The sequence below is a fragment of the Acinetobacter sp. YH12201 genome, from assembly GCF_013418145.1.
In the GTDB taxonomy this organism is placed as follows: domain Bacteria; phylum Pseudomonadota; class Gammaproteobacteria; order Pseudomonadales; family Moraxellaceae; genus Acinetobacter.
Genome location: NZ_VPCP01000086.1, coordinates 1 through 12,051, shown reverse-complemented (window position 1 = coordinate 12,051; position 12,051 = coordinate 1). Strand labels below are relative to the sequence as shown.

Here is a 12,051-nt window from a genome sequence, read left to right as displayed (position 1 = left end):
TGAGTGCATATTTTGAGTTTTATAATCTGAAACGACCTCATTCGAGTCTAGACAAAATGACACCAAATGAGTTTTACTATGATCAGCTACCCCAACAAAACAAGGTGGCTTAACTAGAGCGGAATATTACTTATAAATACGCTTTTAGTTGTTCAAACAAGTGGGACCACCTCTTTCATACAGGAACAGGATGTTCCGGAACATAAAACAACAATCAAACGTTCATACACCAGGATCGTGAAGCAAGACAGGAGTCATGCTTAACTACCCCATACGAAAAAGCCCGACAGGATGTCGGGCTATTTTTATATCATTTGATTCAGCCACAATTACTTTGCTGCTTGTTCTACGGTAGGTGGTGAACTTACAGGCTGTTGACTCGCAGAAGCAGGGCTAATCGTTTTATTGACTGGCCGGTTATCCATCATTGTCCCGATGGGCGATACGCGCCAAACCATATTGCCCACATCATCAGCGACCAATATCGCTCCGAAACGATCAACTGCTACGCCAACCGGCCGTCCAAGTGCCTCACCTTGATCATTTAAAAAACCACTTAATACATCTTGAGGCATACCCGAAGGTTGGCCATTTTGAAAGGGCACAAAAATAACCTTATAGCCGCTATGCGGTTTACGGTTCCATGAGCCATGCTGGCCAATCAGCGCACCACTGCGATATTGCGGCATTAATTGAGCCGTATAAAATGTCAGGCCTAAGGAAGCCATATGGTTACCCAGAGCGTAATCTGGCTTAATCGCACGTGTGACCAGTTCAGGGTTTTGAGGTTTGACCCGCGTGTCTACATGTTGGCCATAATAACTATAGGGCCAGCCATAAAAAGCACCATCCTTGACTGAGGTCAGGTAATCGGGCACCAGATCATTGCCAATTTCATCGCGTTCATTCACGACTGTCCAGAGCATGCCACTCTGCGGTTGCCAGTCCATTCCATTAGGATTCCGCAGTCCTGTGGCAAAGGGCCGTGTTTTGCCACTGGCAATATCAAATTCCATAATTAATGCCCGGCCAGTTTCCTGGTCTAAGCCATTTTCAGCCACGTTACTGTTTGAACCTACGGTAATATAGAGTTTGCTGCCCGCAGGGTTGGCAATGACATTTTTGGTCCAATGATGGTTTAGGGGACCACCGGGTAAATCCAGGACTTTGCTGCCGCTTGCGGTAATTTGAGTTGCACCTTTTTGATAAGGAAATCGTATTAAGGCATCCGTATTGGCTACGTAAAGCGTATTGCCGACCAGCGCCATGCCAAACGGAGAGTTCAGATTTTGTAGAAATATGGTTTTTTGATCAGCCACACCATCGCCATTACGATCACGCAGCAGGCTAATACGGTTGGCACTCTGATGCGATGATCCGGCACGTTTCATCAGCAGCTTCATGATTTTGCTTCTAATGCCCTTGCTGTCATCAGGCTTGAGCGGTGCATCGGTTTCAGCCACCAGCACATCGCCATTTGGCAATACATACAGCCAGCGCGGATGTTGCAGTTCTTTGGCAAAGGCCTGAACTTTCAAACCCGAAGCCGGGGTGGGCATCGTGCCGGCAGGCCAGCCTTTGGCCGGTGCGATATTCACTGTAGGAAACAGACTTGATTTGGGTTCAGGCAGATGAGGGTATGGACCATAACTGTCTGAAATTGGAGACCTGGATGGCGAGGCACATCCGGTGAATGCCAGTACAATGGCAGCACCCGCAAGGGGCAGTAAGAATTGAGCAGACATCTTTATTTCCAGCTTATTTTTTGCCGCTATCGCCTTACTTTAAAATTTCGTTGCGGCAGTCACCATGCTGTTCTTGTTTTTTCTGGTTGCCGATTGGTTATTGCGTTCGGTTTGAGCGAAGGTAGCTCTGCTTCATAAGCAAAAAAATCCCTCAAGCCGAGTCTTGAGGGAAGATTGGAGATGCCTTTGATTATTGTTTTTTAGTTCATCAACTGTCGCTTAATCATTCAGCTTAAGCGGACTTGGCGGTCACAACGGATAGCTGTTGCGCTTCCAGTTCACGAACCAATGGCAATACTTTTTGTCCGAAATATTCCACTTCTTCAATGAAATGCAAGAAGCCAGACAAAATCAAGTCCACACCGACTGCTTTCAGTTCAACAATACGTTCTGCAATTTGCTGCGGCGTGCCAATCAAATTGGTTTTAAAGCCATCGTTATACTGCACCAAATCTTCAAAAGTCGATTTTGCCCAGTTACCTTCACCCTCTGCTGTTGCAGCACCCGCTTCACGGGTGGCATCTCCAAAAGATTTCACTGCCTGGACATTAGCTTTGGCCACAATTTCCTGAAGAACAGCTTGGGCTTCTTCTTCAGTATCACGGGCAATAATGAAGGCATTGACTCCAATTTTCACGGCATGGTTATTGGTTTTGGCTTTTTCACGAATATCATCAATCTGCTTTTTCAGCTCTTCCACTGTGTTGCCGTTGGTAAAGTACCAGTCCGATACACGCGATGCCATATCACGCGCTGCACGTGAGCTACCGCCTTGAAAAATTTCAATATGCGGTTTTTGTAGCGGTTTTGGACTGAGGGTGTAATCTTTGAATTGATAGTATTGACCATCAAAACTGAAATGATCCTGCGTCCAGATACCTTTAAGGCTACGGATAAATTCTTCTGAACGTGCATAACGCTGGTCATGTTCAGGCCATTCTTCGCCAATCGCATCAAATTCGCCACGGAACCAGCCACTGACCACGTTAATGGCAATACGCCCATTGGTCAGGTGGTCAATGGTTGCCAATTGCTTTGCAGCAAGTGCCGGTTTCCACGGACCTGGCAAAATTGCAGCAATCACTTTGAGCTTTTCAGTTTTGGCCAGGATGCCATGGCTGAAGCTGACCGATTCATGCTGGTTTTCTGCGTTATAACCGGCAGTAAAACGGATTTGGGTTAAGGCATAGTCAAAGCCGCTTTTTTCCGCAGCTTGCGCCAGACGGACGTTATAGTCATAACTCCAGTCCGTACGCTGTTCAATATCGCTGACCACCAAACCGCCACTGACGTTTGGCACCCAGTAAGCAAATGTAATGTTCTTATCTTGTATCGACATTCTGTATACCCTCAGGATGTAATTTTTTAGCGCTCTTAAGCGACTTGTGACTTTGGTGCTTTTTTGCTGTGCAGGCGCGCTTCGGCAGCATCCAGGCTTGGCACTGCAGCAGAAGGAAGGACTTCTTCCTGTTCAATTTGCTTGTTGATACCCAGATTCTGGTTGGCTAGCTGAGATTTCTCTTTGACCACTTCAGCACGCTGGCCTTTGGCAGGAGCCCATTCAAGAATTGGCAATGCACGTGCTACTGCGAGGGTAATGCGGTCACGCAGCAGTTCACTGTGAATGGTATATTCAGGGGTAAAGTCACGGTCTGTTGCATAAACACCAATCGGTAAGGTTTGTGCCTGGAAGAAGCTGAACAATGGACGCAACTGATGTTCAAGCACCAAGGCATGACGCTCGCTACCCCCTGAAGCTGCCAGCAATACCGGTACATCGACCAGTGCCGTCTGTTCTACAAAGTCAAAGAAGTGCTTGAAAAGTCCGGTGAATGAAGCACGGTAAACTGGTGTGCCGACAATCAGCGCATCTGCTGCTTCAACTGCGGCCAGATCATCCTGTACACGTTGTGGCAACTGGTTACGGTAAATGGCACCGCCCAGTAAAGAACCGATTTCACTAAATTTGATAAAGTGAACATGAATGGGGGTTGCTTCACCGAGTTCATCAATAATAGCTTGTACCAGTGCCTCGGTTTTAGAAGGATTGTTTAAGCCGCCTGATACAGCAACAATATTCAACGGTTTTTGTGCATTTAAAATAGACATTTGGGGATAACCTAAAACATAAAATCTTGGAATAGCTTTATTAATCAACAGCAGGCATATTCTGTAAAATAAGCAAATCAAGAAAAGTTATCTGATTTTGAGATATAAAGGAAAAAGTCACCAAAATGTGCTTTTATATGATTTAGTACGTTGATTTATATATTTATATTGCTTATTGATAAGTATTTTAAATTGGCCGATAAAATTTATATCAAAATATGATTAGGTTTGATGATTTTGCGAAAAACCTTGAAAAAAGGGGATTTTTGAGAAAATAATCTCATATCAGATGAAAAAAGTTATTCATTGCATATCCTTAATAGCACTAGTGTGGTTAGAATAGCTCTTAATGTGCACAAGATCTTTCATGCTGCTTATGAATATTTTAATCGTTGATGATCATCCACTGTTTCGTCATGCCTTGATTCAAGCCGTTCGTTACAGCTTGCCGCAAGCGCAAATTCAGGAAACAGCTGCAGTAAATGAGTTTTATGAACGCTTAGATAATGGGCCGGAACCAGATTTGGTTTTACTGGATCTCAATTTGCCGGGAGCTTCGGGCTTTTCGGCTTTGGTGCATGTTCGTGCACAATATCCCTCCATTCCGATTATTGTGGTGTCTGCACATGAAGAAGTGTCAATTATTCAACGTGCCATAGCCCATGGTGCAATGGGTTATATTCCGAAATCTGCGCATCCAAGCCATATTGGTGAAGCGATCCGTCAGGTACTGGAAGGAGAAATCTGGTTACCGCCAAATTTACCTGCCAACATGAATTTTGACCCGCGTGCAGCGGATGAAACTGCACTGGCAGAACGTATTCAGTCACTTACACCGCAACAATTCCGTGTATTGATGATGGTGGCGGAAGGTTTGCTGAATAAACAGATTGCTTATGAGCTGGATGTTTCCGAAGCGACCATCAAGGCCCATGTCACTGCCATTTTCCGCAAACTGAATGTGCAAAACCGTACTCAGGCCGTATTGGCCATCAGTGCCCTGAATATTGAAGAAAAGAAAATGTAATCTGCTGAATACAGCATTCAACGAAAAAGGCACTTGATCAAGTGCCTTTTTTTGTGAGCAATGCCTTTGAATGTTAAAGCATTTAGCGCTTTAGATCAGGCGACACAGCTTTGTCTGGGAGTGCTGTCTGTGCAAAATAAAGGATTCAGTGCACATTGCAGATCATCAATTTGCTCTTGAGAGACGTAGGCTTTCTCTTTCAGATATTCAGCCACGCTATCATCGCGCAAACTTAAAAAGGCGGCATCATACACGCCTAAATCGACAAATAAAGCTGCCGTTTCCAGACTGTTGAAGCGGTCTAAATAGACATCACTGCCATACAGCAGAAAAATATGATCTTCATTGGCATGGGCATTGATCCCTAAATGCTTTGCCAATTCCAGTGGTGGGGTTTTAATAAACAGCAGATCAGAGAGTTCATCAAACTGGGTGGTATCGAGCAGATTCTGATCGGTTTTTACTTTTCCAAGCCATGCCTTAAACACCAGCACCGCACCACCACGCAATAGCATGCTCCAAATCTGGTGACGTACAGTCTCTGTCAAGTCTTTAGCCTCGGCTGCTAAAGACTGAATCAGTTTGTCTTCCTGTTCAGCGAGGCGATCAAATAAACCCAAACCTTGCGGTTTATAGGCTGCCGGGCTAAAGACATCAAAATTCAACTCATCGAAGACCTGTAAGGCAAGCGGGACAGCACTTTGATACAAGGTATCCAAGGCTTGAATATGAGAGTCCTTTAAGTGACTGGGTTTAAATAGTTCGGTCCATTGAATTTCGGGTAACAGGGCATTGGCCCCATATTGACGATAAAATTGTTGCGATTGATCTATGCCATAACTTCCGGCTTCAGAAATGTTCATCTTCAACTCCTGTATTTTCTATGATGATCAGTTTCGTGGGCCGTGTTTTGAGGCAGTCTGATAGACAGATTAAACTGACCATTGATTACTCTCATATATGAGCTTGGCTGACTGCAAACGAAATACGACTAAAGTTATATAATGGATTTTTACTGTAAAAATATTTTTAATAATAACAACTTGAAAAATTGTAACTAATTATACAAATGTATATTTAAATTTTGATCATCTTTGCCATAGGAAATATGACATTGAATTTTTTGGTCAATAAAGCGGCAGCCAAAATAAAGAAATTGAGCAGTTTTGCCTAAAATGAAAAATAAATTGCCAGTGAGGTTAATAGAGGGTGTTTTTATGTAATGAAAACGCCCATTTCACATACATGAAATGGGCGTTTGATCTGTAGTGATTTCTGAAAAAAATGCTTAAGAACCGGAAATTTTTAAGCCTGATAACCAGGAACGTAGCGATGCCGGTTTTAACGGTTTTTTCAGCAGCACAATATTGAGATCTTTCAAATGCTGTGGCAGTTCAGGATCGGAATCTGCGGTAATCAGTGCCACAGGAACCTGTTCCTGACGGTTGGCCAAAATGAAATCCAGACCAATTTTATTGTTGTTCAGGTGCTGATCGACCAGCCAGACCTGAATGTTTTCTTGCTGGATCAGCTCTAGGGCCTGTTCGGGTTCAGTGGCTTTAAAGACCTGATAACCCCATTTGGTCAGTAAGGTCGTCATCCCTTCCAGAATGGTTTCATCATTGTCCAGGCATAGAATCTTGTAGGCCTTGCTTTTCAGCGGGGTGGCCTGTACTGGTGCTGCCACGACTTTAGGCGCATCCACGATTGGCACTTCAATCATAAAACAAGAGCCCTTGCCATATTCAGAATAGACATGTACCGGATAGTCCAGCAGGCTGGTCATACGCTGCACAATCGCCAGGCCCAGTCCCAGTCCTTGCTCGCCCCAAGGCGAAGTATGGCCACAGCGTTCAAATTCCTGAAATAGTTTAATGCGCTGTTCTTCGGCAATCCCGGGGCCGGTATCCCAAACCCCAATCCGGATATGGCGTGGTTTTTCGCTAGAGCGAAGTACCCCCACCACAACCTTGCCTTTAGCGGTATAGCGCAGGGCATTGCTGACAAAGTTTTGAATAATCCGGCGAATCCACTGTGGATCGGTGTCGATCCAGAACTGTGCATCATGCACGCTGAATTTAATGCCACGTTGTGCAGCAATAGATTTAAATTGCAGTTCCAGATCACTTAACAGGTCATGTAAGGGATAAGGCTGACGTTTCGGCTGGATGGTACCACCTTCGAGACGGGCAATGTCCAGCAGGGCAGACAGCATGCTTTCCGCACCATGCAAGGCACGGTCCAGCTGTTGCAGGGTTTTACGGTCTTCATCTGACTGTACGCTTTGTTCTAAAGCGGTACTGAACAGGCGTGCGGCATGCATTGGCTGCAACAGGTCGTGACTGGCTGCTGCAATGAAACGGCTCTTGGACATGTTGGCACGGTCAGCCTGTTCACGGGCGAGTTGCTGCTCGGAAAGTGCATCGGCCAGCTGTTGGGTGCGGTCTTGTACCCGCGCTTCAAGTACGGCCTCATTTTCACGGAAAGCGGTAATATCGGCAAAGGTGGTGACGAAGCCGCCGCCTTCAATCGGATTACCGCGCATCTGGATGACGCGGCCATCTTTACGGATCCGTTCAAATTCATGCGCACTGCCCATGGCCATCCAGTGAATCCGTTTGCGCACGTGTTCTTCGACCGAACCCGGCCCGCATTCACCGCGCTCGGCGTTATAACGGATCAGGTCGGCAATCGGACAGCCGACATAGACAATATCTTTAGGATAATCAAAAAGTTTAAGGTATTGATTGTTCCAGGCCACCAGACACATGTTTTCATCGACTACGCTGACCCCCTGGGTCATATGGTCAATCATGGTCATGATCAGGTTCTGGTTAAAGCGTTGCCATTGTGAGGCCTGATCCAGAATATTGGCGACCTGACCGAGTGCCAGACCATTATTCACCATCGCGGTGGTGAGCAGGGTACGCGCCGAAGCAGCACCAATGGTTCCGGCCAGATACTGTTCTGTAAAACGCCACCACATGCCATTGGCATTGCTGTTTTCATTCAGGATCACGTTGTTTTGCGCACAGAACTGCTGAAAGGCATGAGTGGCCGGTCCTTCACCGGTAATCCTTTTGGCCAAGGTAATTAAATCGCCCACTTTCAGGCGGGCAACATCCTGGTGAGAGTAATTGATTTCACTTGAGGCATTGTGGGTCGGCAAAGGTTTGGTTTCATAATAGAAGAAACTTTCCGCCTGAATTTGCTCGGCAATACTGGGACGGAAAATTCGTGACACCCACACATACAGCACGATATTCAGACCCAATGCCCAGGTCACGCCATGGGTGAGGGGAGCAAAAGACTGAAAACCAAACAGCGCTTCGGGGCGTAACCAGTCCATGCCTAAAGGTCCTGCAAGCAGGAACAGCTGGCTAAAATGGCTGTATTCAGCAGGCAGGCTGCGCAGTACGGTAGGCAACAGCAAGGTATAGGCCCACATGACAAAACCGGCAATCAGACCTGCATATACGCCCTGTTTACTGCCACCACGCCAGTACAGACCACCAATCAAGGCTGGAGCAAATTGTGCCACGGCACTGAAGGCCAGCAAGCCAAATACTGAAAGCTGGTCGATGTCATTAAAGAAATGGAAAAACAGGAAACCCAGCAACATGACCGCTAAAATACACACCCGGCGGGTAAATTTCAGCACCAGAGGCAGACGTTTGTCATGACGCGAAAGTATGCCGGTACGCCATAAGGCAGGCATAATCAGGTCATTACTGAGCATAATCGACAAGGCGACTGAAGAGACCAACAGCATTCCCGTAGAAGCAGAAAAACCACCCAGGAAAGCCAAAAGTGTCAACCACTCCTGATCATAACTGAGCGGCAAGGACAGTACAGCGACATCAGGAATCGCAAGAAAATGTGGTGCAGCATGCAAGGCCCAGCTGGCAATTGGAATAATCGCCACTGTGGTCAGAATCAGATAAGTGGCAAACCAGCGACGTGCACCGCGAATATGTTTTTCATCCCGCAGTTCAACCACCGCGACATGGAATTGTCGTGGTAAGCAGATAATCGCCAAGGCTGCGAGTAAGGTTTGCACCCAGAACGTTTCGGGAACACCAAACAGCTGAACCTGTTTAAAGGTTTCTGCGACATCCGTGGAAATTTGCCCCAGGTTTTCGGGGGCATCAAAGACAAAGAACAGGGCCACACACAGCAGGGCAAACAGTTTGACAAAAGACTCAAATGCCACGGCTAGCATTAAACCGCCATGCTGTTCGGTATTGGCAATTTGTCGGGTACCGAACAGCATGGCCAGAATGGCTAAAATTCCAGTCAAAAACAGCACACTATTGGTGGTGCTTTGTATGCCGGTATTCTGTTGCAACACTACAGCAGCACTCAAAGCGATGGCTCTGAGCTGCAAGGCTAAATAGGGAATAATCGCGATGACTGCCAGAATGGTGACCAAAGATGCCAGAGGGCCGCTTTTGCCATAACGTGCAGCCACAAAATCTGCAATGGAAGAAATGGCATGATGCTGCCGCACACGTCCCAAACGGCGCCAGATATCATAACCCACACCGACAAAAATCAGGGGCCCAAGGTAAATGGGCAGGAAGATAATGCCTTCACGCACCGCAGCCCCGGTTGCACCGTAAAATGTCCAGGATGAGCAATATACCCCTAAGGTTAGACTAAAGAGAAACATGCGACCGCGGGTACTTAGGCGACTGGCGTGTTTTTCACCAAAAAATGCACAGATAAAGAGTAACGCGATATAAAGGGCGAGCACGCCGATAATGAGCCAACTATTCATATTGCCTACAGCATAAATTTATGTCGTAATAATAACCTATCTAGTAATCTTGCCGCTTTAATTGATCAAAATTTAACACCAAAGTAGTAATTACAAGAACCTAATAAGATTGTTAAGTTAGATAACGAAATAATTCGAATTAAAAAAATCACCTATGGCTGGGTGCACACAGGAGCATGATTATGGATGAGGCACATGTAGAACGTATTCTACAGAATCCCAAATTTAAAGAAATGGTCAGCAGAAAAAGCAGATTAAGTTGGACATTAACAATCATCATGTTGATTGTGTATGTCGGCTTTATGCTTTTAGTTGGTTATAACAAAGAATTCTTAATGAGTTCGGTTGGCGGCGGCGTTACCACTTTGGGTATGCCGCTCGGCTTGAGCATTATTGTATTGTCTTTCATTTTATGTGGTGTTTATTCGTATATTGCAAACAATAAACTGGATGCATTAAATGAAGAAGCGATGCGAGAAGTTGCAGCAATTGCGAATGAGAAAGGACAGTAATTAGATGAAATGGAATTCATTGAAAGCGAAAGCAGTTGCTGCTTCTACGCTACTGATGTCAGGTATGGCAATGGCTAGTCCAGATTTGGGTGCTGCTGAACAGCAAGCAACCAACTGGCATGCAATTATTATGTTCGCGATTTTCGTGGGCTTCACCTTGCTGATTACCAAATGGGCAGCAAGACAAACCACCAGTACTGCAGATTTCTATACTGCGGGTGGCGGTATCTCAGGTTTCCAGAATGGTCTGGCGATTGCCGGTGACTATATGTCAGCAGCATCATTCCTGGGTATTTCCGCAATGGTATTCAGCTCAGGCTTTGACGGTTTGCTTTACTCACTAGGTTTCATGGTGGGCTGGCCAATCGTATTGTTCCTGGTCGCAGAGCGTTTACGTAACCTGGGTAAATTCAACTTGTCTGACGTGGTTTCATTCCGTCTGGAAGAAAAACCGGTACGTACTTTGGCAGCTCTTAGCTCTTTGGTTGTTGTTGCCTTTTATCTGATTGCTCAGATGGTAGGTGCAGGTCAGCTGATCAAATTATTATTTGGTCTGAACTACAACATTGCTGTCGTGATTGTGGGCCTTTTGATGATGGCTTACGTAATCTTCGGTGGTATGCTGGCAACCACTTGGGTACAGATCATCAAAGCGGTGATGTTACTTTCAGGTGCAACTTTCATGGCTTTCATGGTAATGAAAGGCGTGGGCTTCAGCTTCACCAACATGTTTGAACAATCGATTCAGGTATTCTCTAAAGTACATGAAATCAGCCTTGCAGAAGCAGGCAATATCATGGGCCCAGGTAAACTGGCAGCGAACCCGATTGATGCGATTTCTTTGGGTCTGGCATTGATGTTTGGTACTGCTGGTCTTCCACATATCCTGATGCGTTTCTTTACCGTAAAAGATGCTAAAGAAGCACGTAAATCAGTGGTTGTGGCTACAGGTTTCATCGGTTACTTCTATCTTTTAACTTTCATCATTGGTTTCGGTGCGATCCTTTACGTATCAAACAACCCGCAATTCATTGATGTGGCGAAAATGGCTGTAACTGGCAAGCTAGAACTTGTTGGTGGTAACAACATGGCTGCGGTTCACTTGGCTGATGCTGTTGGCGGTGACTTGTTCATGGGCTTCATTTCAGCAGTAGCATTCGCAACGATTCTTGCGGTGGTCGCTGGTTTGACATTGTCTGGTGCTTCAGCAATTTCACACGACTTGTATGCAAACGTATTCAAGAAAGGCCAAACTACACCTGAATCTGAACTACGTATGTCTAAAATTGCAACTCTAGGTCTTGCGATCTTTGCGATGATTTTAGGTATCCTGTTCGAGAAACAAAACGTTGCCTTCATGGTAGGTCTCGCATTCTCGGTTGCTGCATGTGCGAACTTCCCGGTACTGGTACTGTCAATGTTCTGGAAAGGCTTGACCACTCGTGGTGCAGTAGCTGGCGGTGTTGCAGGTCTTGTTGCTGCAGTAACTCTAATTGTACTGTCTAAAGCGGTTTGGGTAGATACTTTGGGTGTTTCTGAGACACCAATCAACCCATTCAATGGTCCAGCAATCTTTGCAATGCCATTATCGTTCCTATGCTGCTGGTTATTCTCTGTGACTGACAGTTCGGCACGTGCGCATGCAGAACGTAAAGCTTTCGATGCACAGTATGTACGTTCACAAACAGGTATTGGTATCTCTGGTGCATCAGATCACTAAGATACAGTTACTTTAAAAAAAGCCCCATTCAGGGCATTGCTGTCCCACAATTTTTCACAAGAGGAAGCTCATTTGAGCTTCCTCTTGTTTTATGGGTATTTTATCGGGTGAAAATAAAGCTTTTAAAGTTCTTCTTTCAAACAAATTCACTTGAATTA

At 45.6% G+C, this 12,051-nt stretch carries 8 protein-coding genes; 3 read left to right on the top strand and 5 right to left on the bottom strand.

Annotation, left to right across the window (positions count from 1 at the left end):
* Window positions 1–329: 329 nt before the first annotated feature.
* The 3 genes from FTU91_RS13835 to msuE form a co-directional block, all read right to left on the bottom strand.
* Complete coding sequence (locus FTU91_RS13835) at window positions 330–1,745, bottom strand: sorbosone dehydrogenase family protein (RefSeq protein WP_180082517.1); 1,416 nt, start codon at window positions 1,743–1,745, stop codon at window positions 330–332.
* A 232-nt stretch (window positions 1,746–1,977) separates the two neighbouring features.
* Complete coding sequence (sfnG, locus tag FTU91_RS13830; protein ID WP_180082515.1) at window positions 1,978–3,084, bottom strand: dimethylsulfone monooxygenase SfnG; 1,107 nt, start codon at window positions 3,082–3,084, stop codon at window positions 1,978–1,980.
* 35 nt (window positions 3,085–3,119) lie between these two features.
* On the bottom strand, window positions 3,120–3,854 hold the full coding sequence (gene msuE, locus FTU91_RS13825) for an FMN reductase (protein ID WP_086196511.1): 735 nt from the start codon (window positions 3,852–3,854) through the stop codon (window positions 3,120–3,122).
* A gap of 376 nt (window positions 3,855–4,230) precedes the next feature.
* Between msuE and FTU91_RS13820 the strand changes: the two genes are divergently transcribed.
* Entirely contained in the window at window positions 4,231–4,881 is a 651-nt protein-coding gene (locus tag FTU91_RS13820) for a response regulator transcription factor (RefSeq protein WP_086196617.1), read from the top strand.
* A gap of 95 nt (window positions 4,882–4,976) precedes the next feature.
* On the opposite strand, the gene FTU91_RS13815 is transcribed toward FTU91_RS13820, so the two are convergent.
* Together FTU91_RS13815 and FTU91_RS13810 are read right to left on the bottom strand one after the other, a co-directional pair.
* A complete protein-coding gene (locus FTU91_RS13815) occupies window positions 4,977–5,744 on the bottom strand; it encodes a hypothetical protein (RefSeq protein WP_180082513.1) in 768 nt (255 codons plus the stop codon).
* Between the two features lie 425 nt (window positions 5,745–6,169).
* Window positions 6,170–9,661: a PAS domain-containing hybrid sensor histidine kinase/response regulator gene (locus FTU91_RS13810; RefSeq protein WP_180082512.1), complete on the bottom strand. Its 3,492-nt coding sequence runs from the start codon at window positions 9,659–9,661 to the stop codon at window positions 6,170–6,172.
* 182 nt (window positions 9,662–9,843) lie between these two features.
* Between FTU91_RS13810 and FTU91_RS13805 the strand changes: the two genes are divergently transcribed.
* Window positions 9,844–10,173, top strand: coding sequence for a DUF485 domain-containing protein (locus FTU91_RS13805; protein WP_086196508.1), 330 nt, complete (start codon window positions 9,844–9,846; stop codon window positions 10,171–10,173).
* A 4-nt stretch (window positions 10,174–10,177) separates the two neighbouring features.
* Window positions 10,178–11,893 carry a cation acetate symporter gene (locus FTU91_RS13800; RefSeq protein ID WP_086196507.1) on the top strand — a complete coding sequence of 572 codons (1,716 nt, stop codon included), beginning with the start codon at window positions 10,178–10,180 and terminating at the stop codon, window positions 11,891–11,893.
* Window positions 11,894–12,051 lie beyond the last annotated feature (158 nt).

Coding starts and splice junctions, on each gene's coding strand:
- sfnG (WP_180082515.1), bottom strand. CDS start 3,084: ATGTCGATACAAGATAAGAACATTACATTTGCTTACTGGGTGCCAAAC.
- FTU91_RS13815 (WP_180082513.1), bottom strand. CDS start 5,744: ATGAACATTTCTGAAGCCGGAAGTTATGGCATAGATCAATCGCAACAA.
- FTU91_RS13835 (WP_180082517.1), bottom strand. CDS start 1,745: ATGTCTGCTCAATTCTTACTGCCCCTTGCGGGTGCTGCCATTGTACTG.
- FTU91_RS13820 (WP_086196617.1), top strand. CDS start 4,231: ATGAATATTTTAATCGTTGATGATCATCCACTGTTTCGTCATGCCTTG.
- FTU91_RS13805 (WP_086196508.1), top strand. CDS start 9,844: ATGGATGAGGCACATGTAGAACGTATTCTACAGAATCCCAAATTTAAA.
- FTU91_RS13800 (WP_086196507.1), top strand. CDS start 10,178: ATGAAATGGAATTCATTGAAAGCGAAAGCAGTTGCTGCTTCTACGCTA.
- FTU91_RS13810 (WP_180082512.1), bottom strand. CDS start 9,661: ATGAATAGTTGGCTCATTATCGGCGTGCTCGCCCTTTATATCGCGTTA.
- msuE (WP_086196511.1), bottom strand. CDS start 3,854: ATGTCTATTTTAAATGCACAAAAACCGTTGAATATTGTTGCTGTATCA.